At 76.8% G+C, this 18,848-nt stretch carries 20 protein-coding genes; 6 read left to right on the forward strand and 14 right to left on the reverse strand.

Annotation, left to right across the window (positions count from 1 at the left end; all coding sequences use genetic code 11):
- Nucleotides 1–117: 117 nt before the first annotated feature.
- Nucleotides 118–675, reverse strand: a complete 558-nt coding sequence (gene sigE / locus WDV86_RS11560) for an RNA polymerase sigma factor SigE (protein WP_339567788.1) — start codon at nt 673–675, stop codon at nt 118–120.
- A gap of 272 nt (nt 676–947) precedes the next feature.
- On the opposite strand from sigE, the gene WDV86_RS11565 reads away from it, so the two are divergent.
- Entirely contained in the window at nt 948–1,520 is a 573-nt protein-coding gene (locus tag WDV86_RS11565; protein WP_339567789.1) for an O-methyltransferase, read from the forward strand.
- A gap of 30 nt (nt 1,521–1,550) precedes the next feature.
- Here WDV86_RS11565 and WDV86_RS11570 read toward each other — a convergent pair whose 3' ends face one another.
- Together WDV86_RS11570 and WDV86_RS11575 are read right to left on the reverse strand one after the other, a co-directional pair.
- Nucleotides 1,551–3,149 (reverse strand): leucyl aminopeptidase family protein, encoded by a 1,599-nt coding sequence (locus WDV86_RS11570; RefSeq protein ID WP_339567790.1) that lies wholly within the window; start codon nt 3,147–3,149, stop codon nt 1,551–1,553.
- A 229-nt stretch (nt 3,150–3,378) separates the two neighbouring features.
- Nucleotides 3,379–3,546 carry a DUF3117 domain-containing protein gene (locus WDV86_RS11575; protein ID WP_339567791.1) on the reverse strand — a complete coding sequence of 56 codons (168 nt, stop codon included), beginning with the start codon at nt 3,544–3,546 and terminating at the stop codon, nt 3,379–3,381.
- Nucleotides 3,547–3,657: 111 nt separating this feature from the next.
- Between WDV86_RS11575 and WDV86_RS11580 the strand changes: the two genes are divergently transcribed.
- Complete coding sequence (locus WDV86_RS11580; protein ID WP_339567792.1) at nt 3,658–4,467, forward strand: enoyl-CoA hydratase/isomerase family protein; 810 nt, start codon at nt 3,658–3,660, stop codon at nt 4,465–4,467.
- 35 nt (nt 4,468–4,502) lie between these two features.
- Here the strand turns inward: WDV86_RS11580 and WDV86_RS11585 are convergent, their stop codons facing one another.
- The 4 genes from WDV86_RS11585 to dapE are packed head-to-tail and all read right to left on the reverse strand — an operon-like array spanning nt 4,503 to nt 7,220.
- Nucleotides 4,503–5,090, reverse strand: a complete 588-nt coding sequence (locus tag WDV86_RS11585) for a DNA-3-methyladenine glycosylase I (RefSeq protein WP_445263051.1) — start codon at nt 5,088–5,090, stop codon at nt 4,503–4,505.
- Nucleotides 5,091–5,143: 53 nt separating this feature from the next.
- Nucleotides 5,144–5,662, reverse strand: coding sequence for a hypothetical protein (locus WDV86_RS11590; RefSeq protein ID WP_339567794.1), 519 nt, complete (start codon nt 5,660–5,662; stop codon nt 5,144–5,146).
- Nucleotides 5,662–6,039, reverse strand: a complete 378-nt coding sequence (locus WDV86_RS11595) for a DivIVA domain-containing protein (protein WP_339567795.1) — start codon at nt 6,037–6,039, stop codon at nt 5,662–5,664. Before WDV86_RS11595 ends, WDV86_RS11590 begins: the two co-directional genes overlap by 1 nt.
- Nucleotides 6,036–7,220: a succinyl-diaminopimelate desuccinylase gene (gene dapE, locus WDV86_RS11600; protein ID WP_339567796.1), complete on the reverse strand. Its 1,185-nt coding sequence runs from the start codon at nt 7,218–7,220 to the stop codon at nt 6,036–6,038. The genes WDV86_RS11595 and dapE overlap by 4 nt, the downstream gene beginning before the upstream one ends.
- A gap of 96 nt (nt 7,221–7,316) precedes the next feature.
- Between dapE and dapD the strand changes: the two genes are divergently transcribed.
- The gene (gene dapD, locus WDV86_RS11605; RefSeq protein ID WP_339567892.1) at nt 7,317–8,321 is read left to right on the forward strand and encodes a 2,3,4,5-tetrahydropyridine-2,6-dicarboxylate N-succinyltransferase; all 1,005 of its coding nucleotides are present in this window, start codon (nt 7,317–7,319) and stop codon (nt 8,319–8,321) included.
- Nucleotides 8,322–8,326: 5 nt separating this feature from the next.
- On the forward strand, nt 8,327–9,241 hold the full coding sequence (locus tag WDV86_RS11610; protein WP_339567797.1) for a hypothetical protein: 915 nt from the start codon (nt 8,327–8,329) through the stop codon (nt 9,239–9,241).
- A 13-nt stretch (nt 9,242–9,254) separates the two neighbouring features.
- Here WDV86_RS11610 and WDV86_RS11615 read toward each other — a convergent pair whose 3' ends face one another.
- From WDV86_RS11615 to fdxA, 4 genes are all read right to left on the reverse strand, one after another.
- Nucleotides 9,255–9,518, reverse strand: coding sequence for a hypothetical protein (locus WDV86_RS11615; RefSeq protein ID WP_339567798.1), 264 nt, complete (start codon nt 9,516–9,518; stop codon nt 9,255–9,257).
- Between the two features lies 1 nt (nt 9,519).
- Nucleotides 9,520–10,845 (reverse strand): citrate synthase, encoded by a 1,326-nt coding sequence (locus WDV86_RS11620; RefSeq protein WP_339567799.1) that lies wholly within the window; start codon nt 10,843–10,845, stop codon nt 9,520–9,522.
- 131 nt (nt 10,846–10,976) lie between these two features.
- On the reverse strand, nt 10,977–12,209 hold the full coding sequence (dapC, locus tag WDV86_RS11625) for a succinyldiaminopimelate transaminase (protein WP_339567800.1): 1,233 nt from the start codon (nt 12,207–12,209) through the stop codon (nt 10,977–10,979).
- 14 nt (nt 12,210–12,223) lie between these two features.
- Entirely contained in the window at nt 12,224–12,550 is a 327-nt protein-coding gene (fdxA, locus tag WDV86_RS11630; protein ID WP_339567801.1) for a ferredoxin, read from the reverse strand.
- A gap of 182 nt (nt 12,551–12,732) precedes the next feature.
- Between fdxA and WDV86_RS11635 the strand changes: the two genes are divergently transcribed.
- Entirely contained in the window at nt 12,733–13,845 is a 1,113-nt protein-coding gene (locus WDV86_RS11635; RefSeq protein ID WP_339567802.1) for a GNAT family N-acetyltransferase, read from the forward strand.
- 24 nt (nt 13,846–13,869) lie between these two features.
- Here the strand turns inward: WDV86_RS11635 and WDV86_RS11640 are convergent, their stop codons facing one another.
- The 3 genes from WDV86_RS11640 to mshB form a co-directional block, all read right to left on the reverse strand.
- Nucleotides 13,870–15,771, reverse strand: coding sequence for a VanW family protein (locus tag WDV86_RS11640; protein WP_339567803.1), 1,902 nt, complete (start codon nt 15,769–15,771; stop codon nt 13,870–13,872).
- A 138-nt stretch (nt 15,772–15,909) separates the two neighbouring features.
- Entirely contained in the window at nt 15,910–16,407 is a 498-nt protein-coding gene (locus WDV86_RS11645; protein WP_339567893.1) for a flavin reductase family protein, read from the reverse strand.
- A complete protein-coding gene (mshB, locus tag WDV86_RS11650) occupies nt 16,404–17,495 on the reverse strand; it encodes an N-acetyl-1-D-myo-inositol-2-amino-2-deoxy-alpha-D-glucopyranoside deacetylase (RefSeq protein ID WP_339567804.1) in 1,092 nt (363 codons plus the stop codon). The genes WDV86_RS11645 and mshB overlap by 4 nt, the downstream gene beginning before the upstream one ends.
- Nucleotides 17,496–17,565: 70 nt before the next feature.
- Between mshB and WDV86_RS11655 the strand changes: the two genes are divergently transcribed.
- Nucleotides 17,566–18,576 (forward strand): aldo/keto reductase family protein, encoded by a 1,011-nt coding sequence (locus WDV86_RS11655; RefSeq protein WP_339567805.1) that lies wholly within the window; start codon nt 17,566–17,568, stop codon nt 18,574–18,576.
- Nucleotides 18,577–18,848 lie beyond the last annotated feature (272 nt).

The raw sequence follows: 18,848 nt of genomic DNA on the forward strand, positions 1-18,848 counted from the left end.
AGAGATCGACCGGCGCCCATCTTCACCCCGGCGCGGCGCGGCTGCGCACCCGGGCCCGTCCGGCACCCGCGCGGAGCAACCCGTCGCCGGGCTGCCGGTGAGGACGCAGCGGGTCCGTCACACCCGCGCGTCGTCGGCCACGGCACCCGTCGGCGCCCGGTGCGGCAGGGCCCGCCGGAGCTGCGCGCGGGCGCGGTGGATGCGCGAGCGGACGGTGCCGATCTTCACTCCGAGGACCCGGGAGATCTCCTCGTACGTGAGGCCCTCGATGTCGCAGAGCACGACGGCGGCGCGGAAGTCCGGCGAGAGCTCCAGCAGGGCCGCCTGCACGTCGTGGTCGAGGTTGCCGTGCTCGAAGGCCCGCTCGGGGCCGGGGTCGGTGCCCGGCAGCCGCTCGGTCGCGTCGTCGGCGAGCGCGTCGAAGCGGATGCGCTGCTTGCGCCGCACCTGGTCCAGGAACAGGTTCGTGGTGATGCGGTGCAGCCAGCCCTCGAAGGTGCCGGGCGTGTAGGAGGACAGGGAGCGGAAGACCCGGACGAAGACCTCCTGCGTGAGGTCCTCGGCGTCGTGGCGGTTGCCCGTGAGGCGGTAGGCCAGGCGGAAGACGCGCGCGGAGTGGTCCCGGACGACCTGGTCCCAGGACGGCGGCGTCCACGTGTCGGCGGTCGTCGTCATCGGCACATGCTGCCGGACGCCCCTGGACGAGACCTGGACGTCGTGCGTCGACCTCGTCAAGACGACGCCCGCCGGCCGGACGGCGCACGACGTCGCGCAGGCGTCAGCCCCGGTAGCCTCGCGCCGCGGCGCACGCCGCCGGACCGTCACCGGGCGGCCGACCCGGAGGCCGCCAGCGCCCCACCGGGCAGAGCACCGCCGAGGAGACCGTCATCGCCGCCACGTCCGCCGCCAGCCGCAGCTACGCCGAGGGCTTCGTCGTCGAGGACGACGTGCTCGAGCGGGCCCGCGGACGCGGCCACGAGCTGGGCTGCTCCCCCGTCGACGCCGGCACCGGGACGGCGCTGCGGCTGCTCGCCGCGGCCTCGCGCGCCCGCGCCGTCGTCGAGGTCGGCACCGGCAGCGGCGTCTCGACGCTGTGCCTGCTCGGGGGCATGCCCGCCGACGGCGTCCTCACGACGATCGACGACGAGCCCGAGCACCTGCGCGCCGCGCGGGAGGCGCTCGCCGAGGCCGGGGTGCGCGGCAACCGGGTGCGGGTCATCGGCGGGCGGGCGCAGGACGTGCTGCCCCGGCTGACCGACGGCGCCTACGACCTCGTGCTGCTCGACGCCGACCGGCTCGACCTCGACGCCCACCTCGACCAGGCGATGCGGCTGCTGCACCCGGGCGGGCTCGTCGTCGTGGTCGGCGCGCTGCACCGCGACCGCGTCGCCGACCCGGCCCAGCGCGACGAGGTCACCACGGCCGTGCGCCTGGCCGGGCGGCGCGTGCGCGACGACGAGCGGCTGCTGCCGGCGCTGCTGCCGGTGGGCGACGGGCTGCTCGTCGGGGTCGTGCGCTAGAGCGCCCCCACCTCAGACGGCGCCCCCACCTCAGACGGCGCCGTCCTCCAGCCACCGCAGCAGCAGGCGGGCGCCGAAGCCGGTGGCGCCCTTGGTGACCTCGTGCTCGTCCTTGTCAGCGCGGCCGGGGCCGGCGATGTCGAGGTGGGCCCAGCGCCGGCCGCCCGTGAACTCGCGCAGGAAGAGCGCGGCGGTGATCGACCCGCCGCCGGGGCCGCCCTTGGCGGCGACGTGCCGCAGGTCGGCGACGTCGGACTCCAGGGCGTAGGTGTAGTCCTCGACGAGCGGCATCCGCCAGACCCGCTCCCCCGTGGCGGCCGACGCCGAGCGCAGCTGCTCCAGCAGCGGCGCGTCGGCGGTGTAGAGCGCGGCGTGGCGCTTGCCCAGCCCGAGCGAGGCCGCGCCCGTGAGGGTCGCGACGTCGACGAGCAGGTCCGGCGCGAGGTGGGTGTCCGCGTGGACGAGCGCGTCGGCGAGGACCATGCGCCCCTCGGCGTCGGTGTTGGCGATCTCGACGCTCGTCCCGCCGAGCACGCGGACGACGTCGCCGGGCCGGTAGGAGCTGGCACCGACGGCGTTCTCGGCCAGCGGCAGCACCGCCGTCACCGGCTGGGGCAGCTCCAGCTCGGCCGCGCCGAGCACGGCGGCGAGGACGACCGCGGCGCCGGCCATGTCCGTCTTCATGGGCACCATCGCCTCGCGGGGCTTGATGGACAGGCCACCGGTGTCGAAGGTGATGCCCTTGCCGACGAGCACGACGTGCCGGCGCGGCGCCGTCCCGGCCGGCGGGGTGTACCGGACGGTGACCACGCACGGCGGCGTCGCCGAGCCGGCACCGACGGCGAGGACGCCGCCGAAGCCGCGCCGGCGCAGCTCGCGGGCGTCCCAGACCTCGACCTCGACGCCGGGCACGCCCGCGGCCATGGCCCGCGCCTGGTCGGCGACCCAGTGCGGGCTCTTCGTCGAGCTGGGCGTCGCCGTCAGGTCGCGCGCGCGCCAGGTGGCGCGGGCGGCGACGACGGCGCGGGAGAAGGCGGGCCCCTCGTCGGTGCCCAGGAGCTCGACGAGCTCGGCGGGGGGCCGGGGCCCGTCGGTCACGCCCTCCCGCGGCGGGGCGTAGGCGGCGAGCAGCAAGCCCTCGCAGAAGGCGCGCAGGTCAGCGGGCGGCAGGCCGGTGCCCGCCGTCGTGACGACCCGCTCGGCCCCGCGGGTCGCGCGGGCTAGAGCCGCACCCGCACGCCGCAGCGAGGTCGCCGAGCCGTCACCGACCCCGAGCAGGACGAGACGCCGCGGCCCGGCGCCGTCGTCGCGGGCCGAGGGCAGCGGGACACCGAGGACCTCACCGGCCGTGCCGCGGAAACGCTGCTGCTCGGCCAGCACCGAGGTGTTGAGGCCGAGCCAGACGGCGGCGTCCGCCGTCCCGGGCCGCGGCTGCGGCTCGCTCTCGCCCTGCGGCGCCGCCGCCACGGGGACGGCGAGGACGTCGGCCCCGGCGGCGTGCCGGACGTCACCGCTCGCGACGGGGACGAGGCGGGGCATCCGGGCGGGTCCGGAAGCGCCGGCGGGTCGCGAGGCGTCGGTGAGGCCAGAGGAGTTGGTGGGGCGGGACGAGTCGGTGGGGCGGGGCATCCGGGCAACCACGCGGGCGACCCTACTCACGCCTCACTGCCTCCCCCGCGACGCGCCCTCGCTCCCCGCCCCTGACGCGGCCCCGACGCGTGCGCCCTCGACGCGGCCCCGGACGCAGGACGGCCCCGCCCGGTGCTGGGCGGGGCCGTCCTCGTACGTCGTGCCTGCCGGGTCGTGCCGGCTGCGTCGCCTTCTCGCGCGGGACGCCGCGGCACCGACGGGGCCGGCCTCAGCCGACGGCGCCGCCGATCGCGTCGCCGAGGCCCCTGGCCTCGTCGGGCGTCATCTCGACGACGAGCCGACCGCCGCCCTCGAGGGGCATGCGCAGGACGATGCCGCGACCCTCCTTGACGACCTCGAGCGGGCCGTCACCTGTCCTCGGCTTCATGGCCGCCATGTGCGCGTTCCCTTCCTCATGGGCGTGATCTCCACCCAGTATCCCGCCTCCGGGCGCTACGGCGAAACGCGACTAGCCTCCGCGGGTCCTGGTCCAGCTCGAAGGAGTGCCATGACCGGCTCCGACGCCCCGCCCGCCACCGTGCACCGCGACGGCGCGCTCGCCCACGTGGTCATCGGCCGCCCGCACGTGCGCGGGGCGCTCGACGTCGCCGCGCGCGCGGCGCTCGCCGCGGCGCTGCGGGAGGTCTCGGACGACGACGACGTCCGCTGCGTCGTCCTGTCCGGGTCGGGCGGCGCCTTCAGCGCCGGCCAGGACCTGCGCGAGCACGCCGCCGTGCTGGCCGCCCGCGACGAGGCCGTCGCCGGTGGCGGGCCCGCACCCGACGCGGGCCTCGCCGTCGTCGAGGAGTACGTCGCCCTCGCCCTCCTGCTCGCGCGGCTGCCCAAGCCCGTCGTCGCCTCCGTCCGTGGCACGGCGGCCGGCGCCGGCGCCGCGCTGGCGATGGCCTGCGACCTGCGCCTGCTCGCCGCCTCGGCCCGCGTCGACGTCGGCTTCACGCGCGTGGGCCTGTCCCCGGACACCGGCGCCTCGTGGTGGCTGCCGCGGCTCGTCGGAGAGGGCCGCGCCCGTGACCTGCTGCTGCGTCCCCGCCCCGTCCCGGCGGCGGAGTGCCTGGCCATCGGCCTGGCCACCGAGGTCGTCGAGGACGACGCCCTCGACGCTCGCGTCGAGCAGGTCGCCCGTCAGCTCGCCGACGGCCCCACCGCCGCCTACGCCGCCACGCGGCAGGCCCTCGCCTTCTCCGCCGTCCACGACCTGCCGACGTCGCTGGCCCGCGAGGGCGAGCTGGCCGCCCAGGCCTCCCGCTCCCCCGACCACCGCCACGCCGTCGAGGCCTTCCTGCACCGGCGCGGCTGACGGCCGGCGGGCGAGGACCCGCCCCCCGAGAGCGGTCAGCCCGAGGGGTCGCGCACCCAGCACCCGGCGAGGTGGTCGTCGACGAGCCCGACGGCCTGCATCAGCGCGTAGGCGGTCGTCGGCCCGACGAAGACGAGACCGGCCCGCTTGAGGGCCCTCGCCAGACCTGCGGACGCCGCGGTCTGCGGCGGGACGTCGTGGACGGTCCGCGGCGCCGGTCGGGCACCGGGCTCGGCCGCGGCGGTGCGCAGCAGCGCCTCCAGCCCGCCGCGCTGGCGCAGGGCGACGACGGCGCGGGCGTTGGCCATGACGGCGTCGACCTTCGCGCGGTTGCGGACGATGCCGGGATCGGCGAGCAGCCGCGCGCGGTCGGCGGGCCCGAAGGCGGCGACGACGTCGGCGTTAAAGCCCGCGAAGGCCGCACGGAAGGCCGCCCGCTTCCGCAAGATCGTGAGCCACGACAGGCCCGACTGGAAGGCCTCCAGGCTCAGCCGCTCGAAGAGTGCCGTCTCGCCGGCGACCGGGCGACCCCACTCCTGGTCGTGGTAGGCGCGGTAGTCCGCCGGCGCGTCGCCCCACGGGCACCGGGCACGGCCGTCGTCGCCGACGACGGGACCGCCCAGATGCGCCTCGGGGACAGCGCCCCCGGCGTCAGCGCGGGTGCCCGGCCCGCTGCTCACGGCTCCAGCGGCTCGGGCGTGGCCGCCTCGACCCGGCGCACCATGTCGGCCACCACGGCGCGCAGCCCCCACCAGGCACCGACCCGCAGCACCGGCGCGAGCGGGCGGGTCAGCGCGACGGGCGCGACGTCGACGTCCTCGCCCCACACGAGCAGGCACGAGCCGCGGGTCAGCGGCTGCACCCGGATCGCCGCGCTGCCGAGCACCACCGACCCGTGCTTGCGCAGCACCGCGACGCCGGCCCGCGCCCCGTCTTCTCGGGCCCCGTCCTCCGCGGCTCTGCCCTCCGGGGCGCCGGCCGTCGGCTCCTGCCAGCGGATGACCTCCATCGGGTCGTCGAAGCCGACGCCGAGGACGGCGGTGCGGCCGACGAAGGTGTCCCCCAGCCCGCCGGCGCGCCGGGTCGAGAAGACCCGCGTCAGGGGGATCGACGCGCCCTGCCACGGCCAGTCGGTGACGTGCCGCCACACCACGGGAGCGCTGCGACGGACCCGTCGCTCGACGACGACGCGCATCAGCGGCTCCGTTCGGCGGAGGCGTCGACGTCGCCCTCGGCCGCGGCCACGCCGCCGTCCCCGGCCTCGGACCACGGCGGCTCGGCGGGTCGCGCGGCCCTGACCTGCGCCTCCAGCTCGGCGAGGCGGGCGTCCCGCTCGGCGACCTCGTCGCGCACCCGGTCCAGCGCCGCGTCCACCTCGTCCATGCGGTACCCGCGCAGGCCGAGGGAGAAGCGCACCCTGTCGATGTCGTCCGCGGACAGCCGTCGGTCGGGCAGCGCCCGCAGCGGGCGGCTCGTCGTCGGCTCCTCCAGCCCGCCGGCGAGGCGTCCCAGCCCGACGGCCACGGCGCCGCCCACCACCACGACCGCGACGAGCAGCAGGGCGAGGGTCACGCTCCGATGCTGCCAGACGGCGCCCGGTCAGCGGCCGAGGACGGCGCCCCGACGCCCGGCTCGCCCGTCAGCCAGGTCCGCAGCACCTCGGCGCAGCGGTGCAGGTCCGCGACGGGGCAGCGCTCGGCGTCGGCGTGCGCGAGCAGGGGGTCGCCGGGGCCGAGGTTGACCGCCGGGACGCCGAGGGCGCTGAAGCGGGCGACGTCGGTCCAGCCCAGCTTGGCGCGCGGCTCCTCGCCGGTGGCGGCGACCACGTCGGCGGCGGCCGGCCGGTCCAGGCCCGGTCGGGCGCCCTCCGCACCGTCGGTGCGGTGCACCTCGTAGCCCGCGAGCAGCGCGCGCAGGTCGGCCTCGGCCTGCGCCAGGGTGCGGTCGGGCGCGAAGCGGTGGTTGATCGTCACGACGCAGCGGTCGGGCACGACGTTGCCGGCCGTCCCGCCGCTGATGCCGACCACCTGCAGGCTCTGCCGGAACACGAGGCCGTCGACCTCCCGCTCCCCCGCGTCGTGGGCGGCGAGCAGCGCCAGCAGCGGCGCCGCGGCGTGGACGGCGTTGACCCCGCGCCAGGGGCGCGCGGAGTGCGCGGAGACCCCGGTGAGCACGACCTCGACCCGCAGCGTGCCGTTGCACCCGCCCTCGACCGCGGCTGACGTCGGCTCGCCGAGGACGGCGACGTCGCCGGCGAGCCAGTCGGGGTGACGCTCGACGAGGCGGCCCAGCCCGTTGAGCGCGGCGTCGACCTCCTCGTGGTCGTAGAAGACCCACGTGACGTCGCGGGTCGGCGCCTCCAGCGCCGCGGCGAGCGAGAGCGCAACCGCGACACCGCCCTTCATGTCGCACGTGCCGCGGCCGTGGACGACCTCGTCGGCGCCCGCCCCGGTGCGCCAGGTCGGCAGGTTCGGCGAGCCGTCGGGCCGCCGACCCAGCGGGACGGTGTCCAGGTGCCCCGCGACGACGACGCGCGAGGCCCGTCCGAGGTGCGTGCGGGCGACGACGGCGTCGCCGTCGCGCAGCACCTCCAGGTGGTCGCACGCGCCGAGCGCCGCCTCGACGGCGTCGGCGAGGCGGGTCTCGGCGCCGCTGACCGACTCGACGTCGCACACCGCCTGCAGGAGGTCGGGCAGGTCGGCCGCGAGGTCGAGGACGGCGGGCTCGGGCCCCGGCGCGGCAGGCGTCGTCATGGCCGCGAGGGTAGGTGCGGGGGTGCGCCGTCGGGGCGAGGCCGCGGCGGCGGCGCCAGGGAGCGCGCCGGTAGCCTCGCGGGCATGACGGACACCATGGCCTCGACGACCGAGACGGCCGCCGGGGCTGCCGGCGCGGCCGCGGACGAGCGCCGCGCCTGGGGCTACGGGCTCGCGACGACCGCCGCGGACGGCACCGTCCTGGACACCTGGTACCCGGCCCCCGCGCTCGGCGACCCGGGTGAGGACCCCGGGCCTTTCGGCGTCCCCGCCGAGCTCGCGGCCCTCGTCGGCGAGGACCCGCGGCGCGGGGTGCGCACCTCCACGGTGCGGACCGTGGTCGACCTCGACGCCCCGCCGGCCGACGTGCCGGACGCCTACCTGCGCCTGCACCTGCTCTCCGCGCGCCTCGTGCGCCCGCACGGGCTGGACCTCACCGGGCTCTTCGGCGTCCTCGCCAACGTCGTGTGGACCTCGGTCGGGCCGTGCCCCGTCGAGGGGTTCGAGCAGGTCCGGGCCCGCGTCCTCGCCGACCGGGGCGAGCGCCTCGTCGTCGACGGGGTCGACAAGTTCCCGCGGATGACCGACTACGTGCTGCCCGCCGGCGTCCGAATCGCCGACGCCTCGCGGGTGCGCCTGGGCGCCCACCTCGCGGCGGGCACGACGGTCATGCACGAGGGCTTCGTCAACTTCAACGCCGGGACGCTCGGCAGCTCGATGGTCGAGGGCCGCATCAGCGCCGGCGTCGTCGTGGGCGACGGCTCGGACGTCGGCGGCGGCTCCTCGATCATGGGCACCCTGTCCGGCGGGGGCACCGAGGTGATCTCGGTCGGCGAGCGCTGCCTCATCGGGGCGAACGCCGGCATCGGCATCTCGCTCGGGGACGACTGCGTCGTCGAGGCAGGACTGTACGTGACGGCCGGCACCAAGGTCTCGGTGCTCGACCCGGGGACGAGAGAGGTGCAGCGGGTCGTCAAGGCGCGCGAGCTCTCCGGCGTCGACGGGATCCAGCTGTGGCGCAACTCCACGACGGGCGCCGTCGAGGCCCGCGCCCGCAGCGGCGCCTGGGGCGCGCTCAACGCCGCGCTGCACGCCAACTGAGCCCCGTGCCAGCGCCCACCCCGTCGGCCCGACGTCGGCAGCGGCTGCTGCGCACGGGCGTCGTGACGGCGGTCGGGCTCGCCCTGGTGGCCACCGCGCTGGTCGTCGCGGTCCGTGGGGCGCAGGTGCCGCTGCCGGGCTCGCGGTGCACCGCCAGCGCCGGCGGGGGCGAGCACTCGCTGACGGCGGACCGAGCAGCCGTCGCCGCGCTCATCACCGCCCGCGCGAGCGCCCGCGGCCTGCCCGCCCGGGCGGCGACCATCGGCATCGCGACGGCCATCCAGGAGTCGGGGCTGCGCAACCTCGACCACGGCGACCGCGACTCCCTCGGCGTCTTCCAGCAGCGCCCGTCGCAGGGGTGGGGCACCCCCGAGCAGGTGCAGGACGTGCTCTACGCCACGGACGCCTTCTACGACGGGCTCATCGAGGTCGAGGGCTACGAGGCCCTCGAGGTGACGGACGCCGCCCAGCGCGTGCAGCGCTCCGGCTTCCCCACCGCCTACGCCGACCACGAGCCCGAGGCGCGCGTCCTCGCCTCGGCGCTCACGGGCTACTCCGCCGCCGCGCTCGTGTGCCGGCTGCCCGACGTCGACTCCTCCGAGCCCCAGGTCGTGGGCGAGGACGGGATGACGTCCCGGGCGCGCGGCGTCGTCGAGGAGGCTGCGCTCCAGCTGGCCGACGAGGGCCTCGTCGTCGTCGACGGCACAGGCGGCACCGTGCTGGGGCGCTCCTACGGCGAGGGCGAGGACGCCGCCCGCCGGGGGTGGGCGCTGGCGCAGTGGGCGGTCGCCCGCGCCGTCGGCACCGACGTCGTCGAGGTCGCCACCGACGGCCGCCGCTGGAGCCGCCACGAGGCCGCCTGGGTCCAGGACGACGCCGCGCCGCCCGCCGGTGCCGTGCGCATCACGGTCGCGGGCTGAGGCTCGTCAGGCTCTACGCGGCGCGCCCGGCGCGGACGTCGTGCAGCGCGCGGCGCTTGACCGCCTCACCGAAGACCGAGAGGCCGGCGCCCTGCAGGCACAGGCCGAGCGTCCCGCCGACGACCCACCCCGCGACGGCACCTCCGGCGCCACGCCTCGTCGCGGCGTCACCCGTGACAGCAGCACCGGCACCGACGAGCAGCAACCCGAGCGGCGCCAGGCGCGCCCACGCCCGCAGGTCTGCGTCGGAGGAGCGCAGCGCGCCCAGGGCGCTCACCTCAGCGCCGCTCCATCGGCACGTACGCCCGCTCCGGCTCGCCGACGTACACCTGGCGCGGGCGGCCGATCTTCGTCTGCGGGTCCTCCATCATCTCCCGCCACTGGGCGATCCAGCCCGGGAGCCGGCCGATGGCGAACAGCACCGTGAACATCCGCGTGGGGAAGCCCATCGCCTTGTAGATGAGCCCGGTGTAGAAGTCGACGTTCGGGTACAGCTTGCGCTCGACGAAGTAGTCGTCCGCGAGGGCGATCTCCTCCAGCCGTAGCGCCACGTCCAGGCGCTGGTCGTTGACGCCGAGCTGCTCGAGCACCCGGTCGGCCGTCTTCTTGACGATGGCGGCGCGCGGGTCGTAGTTCTTGTAGACGCGGTGCCCGAAGCCCATCAGGCGCACGCCCTTCTCCTTCTTCTTCACCCGCTCCATGAAGGTGTCGACGTCGTCGCCGCTCGCGATGATGTCGTCGAGCATCGACAGGACGGCGGAGTTGGCGCCGCCGTGCAGCGGGCCGGAGAGGGCGTGGATGCCGGCGGAGACCGACGCGTAGAGGTTGGCCTGCCCGGAGCCGACCATCCGCACCGTCGACGTCGAGCAGTTCTGCTCGTGGTCGGCGTGCAGGATGAACAGCTGGTCGAGGGCCCGCACGAGGTCGGGGTCCACCTCGTAGGGCTCGGCGGGGAAGCCGAAGGTCATCCGCAGGAAGTTCTCCACCAGCCCGAGGGAGTTGTCGGGGTAGAGGAAGGGCTGGCCCAGCGTCTTCTTGTGCGCGTACGCCGCGATGGTCGGCAGCTTGGCCATGAGGCGCACGGTGGACAGCTCGACGGCGGAGGCGTCGAAGGGGTCGAGGCTCTCCTCGTAGAAGGTCGACAGCGCCGAGACCGCCGAGCTGAGCACCGGCATCGGGTGGGCGTTCGAGGGGAAGCCGTCGAAGAAGTTCTTGAGGTCCTCGTGCAGGAGGGTGTGCCGGCGCAGGTCCGCCGAGAAGGACTCCAGCTGCTCGGCGCTGGGCAGCTCGCCGTGGATGAGCAGGTAGCTGGTCTCCAGGAAGGTCGACCCCTCGGCCAGCTGCTCGATGGGGTACCCGCGGTAGCGCAGGATCCCGGCGTCGCCGTCGATGTAGGTGATCTCGGACCGGCACGAGGCGGTGTTCACGAACCCGGGGTCGAGCGTGACCATCCCGGTCTCCTTGAGCAGGGACGAGACGTCGAAGCCCGAGGAGCCGTCGACCGCCGCCACCGTCGGCAGCGTGAGCTCACCGCCCGGATGACGCAGGACGGGCTCCGCGCCGTCGGCCCCCTGGGTGGTGCTGGCAGCCTCGGTCTGGGTCACGGGCGTCCTCCTCGAGCCTGTTCCGGTCGCCGCGCCGCGGGTGCGGTGGCGCAGCGGACGCTACCGGCAGGGCACGCAGGGCGGCGACCGCGAGCCTCCGGCTGCCTCGGCCGCGGGCGGGGCAGCCCGCCTCAGCCGTGCAGGCGCCCGGCGGCGGCGGCCACCCGCTCGTCGGTCGCCGTGAGCGCCACCCGCACGTGCCGCCCCCCGGCCTCCCCGTAGAAGGACCCCGGGGCCACGAGCACGCCGAGGCTTGCCAGCCGGTCCACGCTCGCCATGGCCGGCTCGTCGAAGGTGGCCCACAGGTAGAGCCCCGCGTCCGAGGCGTCCACCCGCGCCCCGGCGGCGGCCAGCGCGGGCCGGAGCACCTCACGCCGGGCCCGGTACCGCTCCTTCTGCGCCGCCACGTGCGCGTCGTCGCCGAGCGCGACGCGCAGCACCTCCTGCACCGGCCGCGGCACGATGACGCCCGCGTGCTTGCGGACGGCGACCAGCGACCGCACGAGCTGCGGGCACCCCGCGACGAGCGCCGCCCGGTACCCGGCCAGGTTCGACTGCTTGGACAGCGAGTACACCGACAGCACGCCCGCGGGGTCGCCGCCCGTCACGCGCGGGTCCAGGACGCTCGGGACGCGCAGGTCACCGTGCTCGTCGAGGTCGGCGTCCGCGTGGGTCCCCGTGCCTGCCCCCGCGTCGGCCCCGGCCCGGACGCTCGCGCCGGGGTCGCGCCGTGGCGCCCAGCCGAGCTCGGCGTAGCACTCGTCGCTCGCGACGACGGCGCCGTGCTCACGGGCCCAGGCGACCGCGGCGGCGAGGTGGCCGAGCCCGTCGACCGCTCCCGTCGGGTTCGACGGCGTGTTGAGCCACACCAGACGGACCCGCCCCGTGCCCCCGCCGGGGAGCGCCACCTCGGGCGAGCCGAGCGAGGTGACGTCGGCGCAGGGCAGCGGCGTCGCCCCCGCCAGCCGGGCCCCGACGTCGTAGGTGGGGTAGGCGACCTCGGGGTGGACGACGACGTCGCCCGGCCCCAGCCCCAGCAGCGTCGGCAGCCACGCGACGAGCTCCTTGGAGCCCGGCGTCGGCATCACGCCGTCGGGGTCGAGGCCCGGGACGCCGCGGCGCCGGGCGTACCAGGCGCTCACGGCCTCTCGGAGGGCCGGCGTCCCCCAGACCTGCGGGTAGCCCGGGCTGTCGGCAGCCGCGGCGAGCGTCTCGCGCAGCAGTTGCGGGGTGGGGTCGACGGGTGTGCCGACCGAGAGGTCGACGATGCCACCAGGGTGCTCTCGCGCCCGCGCCGACGCCCCCGCGAGCGCGTCCCACGGGAAGTCGGGCAGCACCAGGCGCGAGGCCCCACCACCCGACATCGCGACCCCCGCGCTCAGCCCTGCGTCTGCTGCGGCGGCAGCGCGGAGACGACCGCGTGATCCTTGGCGATCAGGCCCATCTTCGCCGCGCCGCCGGGCGAGCCCAGGTCGTCGAAGAACTCGACGTTGGCCGCCGTGAAGGCGCTCCACTGCTCGGGGACGTCGTCCTCGTAGTAGATGGCCTCGACCGGGCACACCGGCTCGCAGGCGCCGCAGTCCACGCACTCGTCGGGGTGGATGTAGAGCGCCCGCTCACCCTCGTAGATGCAGTCGACCGGGCACTCCTCGATGCACGCCTTGTCCTTGAGGTCCACGCAGGGCTGGGCGATGACGTACGTCACGGGGGGAGCCTCCGAGCTCGACGGGGTAGGCAGCGCGCGCATCCTCACGGGGAGCGCCGCGAGCGGCGGACGGCGCCAGGCTACCCGCCGTCCCCGCGGCTCGCGCCGCCCCGGGGTCGTGGCGGAGGTCCCCGCCGTGCCAGGCGGGCGGGGCGGCGCCGGCGCTGTGGGAGCGTGGACCGGTGCCGCCCGGACACCCCGCCGACGCCCTGCCCCCGGCGGGTGCGGGACGTCGGGTGGTCCTGCGGCACCGGCTGCCGGACGGCTCGGCGACGGACCTGGTCGGGGTGCTCGTGGCGGACGGCCCCGTCCTCGCCGTGCGCCGGGACGACGGCGAGCTGGTGCTGGTCGGGCGCGACGACGTGCTCGCGGCGCGGCCGGTGCCGCCCCGCACGCAGCGTCGATCGCGCCAGGGCGGTGCGGGTGACGCCGCGGGCGAGCCGGGCCCGCCCGTCGTCGGCGTGCTGGACCTGGAGGCGACGCTGGCCCGGGTGTGGCTCCCGGGCGAGGTGGCGCGCTCGGGGCGCTGGCTGCTGCGCTCGGCGCGCGACCTCACCCGGCGGGCCAGCTCGGTGCTCGTGCTCGGACGCCCGGGCCCGGAGCTCCTACCGCAGGAGCGCGGCGGCGACGACCTCGTCACCGCCGTCGAGCGGGCGGCCGCCTGGCAGCGGGCCCACGGCTCGACGCCGCGGTTCCAGCTGCCCCATGCGGCGGGCGTCCCGGTCGGGGCGGCGGCGCGGGCGGACGCCGCGGGGCTCGCCGTGGCCGCCGACGTGGACCACCTGCTCGCGCAGCAGGGGTGGCCGCAGGTGAGCCGGACGACGGTGCTCGTCGGGCGCACGGGCGACCTGGCGGGCGGTCCTGCCCCGGCCGGCGTCACCGTCGGGCTGGCGGACGCGCCGTCGCGCGCGTGGTCCGGCGTCGTCCGTCCCGACGAGGACGACCCGGTCGTCGAGGCGCTGCTGCGCTCGGCGCCCGAGCAGGTCTTCGTCACGCTCGCCGCCGACGGCGCGGGGCCCGCCGCGGTGGCGGCGGGCCGGATGGCGCTGGCCGACGGGTGGGCCGTCGTCACCGACGTCGCCGTACGGCCCGAGCACCGGCGGCAGGGCCTGGGTCGCGCCGTGCTGCACGCGCTGGCCGGGTGGGCGATCCCCCGGCAGGAGACGCCGGCCGGGCCGCCGCCCCGGGTGGCGCTGCAGGTCGCCGACCGCAACGACGCCGCGCGGGCGCTCTACGACTCCCTCGGCCTGGTCGAGCACCACCGGTACGCCTACCGCGAGCACCCCGGGGGCTGAGCCGCCGCGGCCCCCGGCCGGCGTTCAGACGCAGGTGATGCCGGGCACCGGGTCGTAGCGGACGACGTCGCTGTCGGAGTGGACGACGCTGCCCGCGCGGCGCACGGTGCGGCTGACCGTGACGGTGAAGCCCTGGCTCGCCGTGGAGGGGATGCAGTCGTCGGAGTCGACCTCGCGCTCCTCGGCCTCGGTGAAGCTGCGTCGCGGGCTCGTCGAGCTCTGGACCTCGTTGGCGTCGGTGCCCCAGAAGCGGACGAAGACGTTGCCGGAGGCGCTGCTGCTGGCCGACATCTGGATGAGCACGCCGGTGTCCATGTCGTTGCGGAAGCGCATGTCGATGAGGCCCCACGCCAGCGTGGCCTCGCGTCCGACGGGGTAGCGGGAGATGTAGAAGGAGTGCGGCTGGTGCTCGATGAGCTCCAGCCCGGAGAAGAAGGCCCCGTTGTAGAGGGTCGTGGAGATCTGCGAGACGCCGCCCCCGTAGGCCTCCACGTACCGCCCGCCGGAGATGATGCTCGCCTCGGCGTAGCCGTTGGCCGCGGTCCGCTGCCCGAGCACGGCGTTGAGGTCGAAGACCTCCCCCGGCGCGAGGTAGGTGCCGTTGACGCGGTTCGCCGCCGTCCGCACGTTCTGGAGCCGCCCGGCGCTGCTGCCGCGCAGCGGGGTAGAGAACTCGGCCATGACCTCGGTGACGCCGTAGCCCTCGACGTCGGCCGTGCTCACGCCCGGCTGCACCTCCTCGGACTCGACGACGGCGACGCGCCCCTCTTGCCCCGGTGGCACGGCCAGCGCCTCCAGCGCGGCGGCGCCGAGCGCCTCGGCGCCCACGCTGCGCCCCACGACGGACGGCACGACGCGGGGGGCGCCGTCCGCCAGCTCCAGGCGGGCGTCCCGGGCCTGCGCGTCCAGCTCGGGGGCCTGGGCCAGCAGCGCACCGCGCAGCGCCTCGGCGTCGACGCGCGGCACGAGCGTCCCCTCCGCCTCGCCCTCGCCGCGCACGACCGAGAGCGTCGGGCTGACGACGTCGACGCCCAGCTCGGTCTCGGCGGTGCCCACGCGGACGGGCAGCGGCCCGGCCGTCGCCGGCTCGGCGAAGGAGGTGACGACCTCCTCGACGGCGGCCTGGTCGACCACGGGCGCGGGCGCCCCGGCCGCGAGGCTGACGGGCTCGGCCTGCGCCGGGTCGAGCGCGGCGGGCCAGGCGTCGGCGAGCGCCGCAGCGGCGGCCTCCACGTCGAGGCTGATCCCCGGCTCGGCCGCGACCACGTCGAAGCCCTCGGGCGTGAAGGAGACCTCGCCCTCGACCGGCGCGGTGTCGACCCGACCGGCGAGGTCGGCCACGGCCGCCGACAGCGCCTCCTGGTCGACGTCGGCCGACGGCTCGACCTCCACGCCCTCGTCGGTGACGTGCCGCCACAGCGACACCGGGTCGAGCGTGAAGCCGACGAGGCGGTCCACCGTGGCCACGGGGTCGAGCGTCAGCCCCGCCTCCGCGGGCACGAGCTCGCCCGCGACCTCGGCCGTGACCTCGCCCTCCCCGCTCCCGTCCGGGGTGCCCCCGTCCGCGGACGACGCGTCCTCGGGCGCCCCGTCCTCGGGCGCCGCCCCGTCTTCCGGCGCCGCAGCCTCGGCGGCGCGCCGCGCGACGACCTCGACGGCGAGCGGCTCCTGCGTGCGCGGCACGAGCTCGCTCTCCAGCCGCGCCACCGCCTGCTCCTGGGTGAGCCCGCCGACGTCCACGCCCTGGACGGTCGTCCCCGAGGGGACGCGGTCCGCGGCGAGGGCGGCGGCGGCGCCGTACCCGCCGAGCAGCAGCACCACCAGGGCGCCGCCCACGACCCACGGCCAGCGCCGCCGTCGCTGCTCCGGCGCCGCGGGGTCGTCCTCGGCGGCCGAGGCGGGTGCGTCAGGGGTGGTCTCCGGCACCCGACGATGCTACGAGCGCCCCCCGGCAGCACCCGGCCGGCTCAGGTCACGGGTCGGCCCCAGTCCAGGCTTCGGCCCAGCGCTCCAGTCCACGGCTCACGTCCGGTCCCCGGGCGGGACCGGAGGTGGCGGCGAGGCTCACGGCGCATCGGCCAGCCCCGTGTAGGCGCCGCGGTGGTGCAGCAGCGGCCGGACGCCGTCGGGCGCCAGCGCGACGCCGAGGACCCGGCCGACGAGGACGACGTGCGTGCCCGCCGGGTGCTCGGCCTCCGTGGCGCACTCCAGCGTCGCGACCGAGTCCTCCAGCAGCGCCGCACCGGTCAGCGGCCCCGGGCGGTGCGGCACCCGGGCGAGCTGGTCGACCACCGGACGGCCCGGTGTCGCCAGCCATCGCGCGTGCGGCTGGGCGGCGACGGACAGGATGCTCAGCCCCCACGTGCCCGTCTCCTCGACGGCGTCGTAGAAGCGGGCGTCGGCGTGCACGCACACCAGCACGAGCACCGGGTCCAGCGACACCGAGGCGAAGCTGCTCACCGTGATGGCGTGGTCGTGGCGACCCAGCCGCGTGCTGACGACGCAGACCCCCGAGGCAAAACGCCCTGCCGCGCGGCGGTACTCGTCGACGTCGACGCTCAGGCGAGCCCCGCGAACAGGTCGGTCGCGGGCTCCCCGCCCACCGGCCGGACGGCGTCCCCGCGCAGCAGCACGAAGGCCTCGACGCCCGTGAGGGGGACGTGCAGGCCGTTGGTCATCGCGACCGACGCCTCCCCGAGCTCGACCTGGCTCGTGTGCGCGCGCAGCGCCGCGACCTTGGCGGGCAGCTCCCCCGTGGCGTCGAGCACGACGTCGACGTCCTCACGGGCCACGGCCAGGCTCGGCAGCGGGCCGTCGGGGTCGAGGGAGTCGACGCCGCGCTCGCGCAGGTCACGCAGGCCGGCGCGCAGCTCCTCGGCGTCGACGACGTGGGCGAGCACGCGCTCGACCGACCACGGCGCGGCGCCGCCGGGGTCGGCGGCCAGGTCGACCGCCCGCAGCGTCAGCTCGTGCGCGCGCACGTGGTCGGGGTGGCCGTACCCGCCGCTCGGCTCGTCGGTGACGACGACCTGCGGCCGGACCTCCCTTAGGACGCGCGCCAGGTGCTCGGCGACCTCCTCCAGCGGCGCGAGCGACAGCGCGCCCGCGGAGGCGTCGGGGGCGGGGACGGCGCGCGCGCTGGTCCCGGCGGCGCCCTGCTCGCCGTCGGCGCCCGGCGCCCAGGCCATGCCCGAGTCGCGGTACGTCGCGCCGACGTCGGCGCCCAGGAAGCGGCGGTCCTCCAGGCCGAGGGCCTCGGCGGCGGCGGCCAGCTCCCCGACGCGCAGCTCGGCGAGCGCGTCCTCGTCGTGCTCGACCTCGGGGTGCTCGGCGAGGACCTCGGCGCGCACCTCGCCGCGCTCGCCGCGCGTGCAGGTCACGAGCGTCACCGACGTGCCGGCCGCCGCGGCGTAGAAGGCGATCGTGGCGCCGGTGGCCAGGGTCTCGTCGTCGGGGTGGGCGTGCACGAGGAGCAGGCGGTGGGGGGTGTCGAGGGACTCCATCGCCGCCAGCTCGGCCGGCTCCAGCTCGCGCTCGACGGCGTCGTCGAGGGCGTCGGCGGCCTGCTGCAGCACGTCCTGGGCCGCGTCGGGAGCCAGGGCCTGGTCGCCGACGGTGTCCGGTGCGGGGGGCTCGGGCGTCGTCGTCACCGCTACATCCTGCCCCGCACGGCGCGTCTCCGTCGGGCGGGCGCAGCCGGCCGGGGGCAGGGTGACGGCCATGGACCACCGCCACCTCGGCCGCTCCGGCCTCAAGGTCTCCGAGATCACCTACGGCAACTGGCTCACGCACGGCTCGCAGGTCGAGGACGAGGCCGCCACGGCCTGCGTCCGCGCCGCGCTCGACGCCGGCATCACGACGTTCGACACCGCCGACGTCTACGCCAACACCCGCGCCGAGACCGTCCTCGGCGAGGCGCTGAAGGGCGAGCGGCGCGAGTCGTTGGAGATCTTCACGAAGGTGTACTTCCCGACCGGACCCAAGGGCCCCAACGACACGGGCCTCTCGCGCAAGCACGTCACCGAGTCGGTCGAGGGCTCGCTGCGACGGCTGCAGACCGACCACGTCGACCTCTACCAGGCGCACCGCTACGACGTCGCGACGCCGCTGGAGGAGACGATGGGCGCCTTCGCCGACCTCGTCCGCGCCGGGAAGGTGCTCTACGTCGGCGTCAGCGAGTGGACGGCCGACCAGATCCGCGCCGGCCACGAGCTCGCCCGGCAGATGGGCTTCCAGCTCGTCTCCAACCAGCCGCAGTACTCGGCCCTGTGGCGCGTCATCGAGGGCGAGGTCGTGCCGACCTGCCGCGAGCTCGGCGTCTCCCAGGTCGTCTGGTCGCCCGTCGCCCAGGGCGTGCTGACGGGCAAGTACGTGCCCGGCCAGGACCTGCCCGCCGGCTCGCGCGCCACCGACGAGAAGGGCGGCAAGACGATGATCGCCCGGTGGATGGGCGACGACGTCCTCGCCCGGGTCCAGGAGCTCAGGCCCGTCGCCGCTGACCTGGGGCTGTCGATGCCGCAGCTCGCCGTCGCGTGGGTGCTGCAGAACGACAACGTCGCGGCCGCCATCATCGGCGCCTCGAGGCCGGAGCAGGTGCACGACAACGCCGCCGCCTCCGGCGTGCGCATCCCCGCCGACGCCCTGGCCCGGATCGACGAGGTGCTGGGTGACGCCGTCGTCACCGACCCCGGGAAGACGCTGGAGGGGATGCCGACCGAGCGACTGGCCTGAGCACGCGCCGGGGCCGTCCGACCCGCCCTCGGCACGGAGCTTCGGGCCGCGCCCTCGGCAGCACCCCCAGAAGTCCGCCGAGTGCGGACCTCTAGGGCCGGCGCCCGAGGCGACGCCTGCGAAGTCCGCCGAGTGCGGACCTCTGGGGCCGGCACGCCGGCGCCCCGCGACCACCGCGGACCTCACGGGCCGACACGCCGCCCCCCGACCCGCCACGTCCGCGCCCGAACCAGACAGCACCGCAACGGCCCCAGAAGTCCGCCCGACGCGGA

Origin of the sequence: Pseudokineococcus sp. 1T1Z-3 (assembly GCF_037482365.1) — a bacterium.
Lineage (GTDB): Bacteria > Actinomycetota > Actinomycetes > Actinomycetales > Quadrisphaeraceae > Pseudokineococcus.

What these genes read in the sequence shown, in the direction of transcription:
- WDV86_RS11575 (WP_339567791.1), bottom strand. Translation starts at nt 3,546, where the DNA reads ATGGCGGCCATGAAGCCGAGGACAGGTGACGGCCCGCTCGAGGTCGTC.
- dapE (WP_339567796.1), bottom strand. Translation starts at nt 7,220, where the DNA reads ATGACGACGCCTGCCGCGCCGGGGCCCGAGCCCGCCGTCCTCGACCTC.
- dapC (WP_339567800.1), bottom strand. Translation starts at nt 12,209, where the DNA reads ATGTCGGGTGGTGGGGCCTCGCGCCTGGTGCTGCCCGACTTCCCGTGG.
- sigE (WP_339567788.1), bottom strand. Translation starts at nt 675, where the DNA reads ATGACGACGACCGCCGACACGTGGACGCCGCCGTCCTGGGACCAGGTC.
- WDV86_RS11570 (WP_339567790.1), bottom strand. Translation starts at nt 3,149, where the DNA reads ATGCCCCGCCCCACCGACTCGTCCCGCCCCACCAACTCCTCTGGCCTC.
- WDV86_RS11580 (WP_339567792.1), top strand. Translation starts at nt 3,658, where the DNA reads ATGACCGGCTCCGACGCCCCGCCCGCCACCGTGCACCGCGACGGCGCG.
- WDV86_RS11655 (WP_339567805.1), top strand. Translation starts at nt 17,566, where the DNA reads ATGGACCACCGCCACCTCGGCCGCTCCGGCCTCAAGGTCTCCGAGATC.
- WDV86_RS11590 (WP_339567794.1), bottom strand. Translation starts at nt 5,662, where the DNA reads ATGCGCGTCGTCGTCGAGCGACGGGTCCGTCGCAGCGCTCCCGTGGTG.
- dapD (WP_339567892.1), top strand. Translation starts at nt 7,317, where the DNA reads ATGGCCTCGACGACCGAGACGGCCGCCGGGGCTGCCGGCGCGGCCGCG.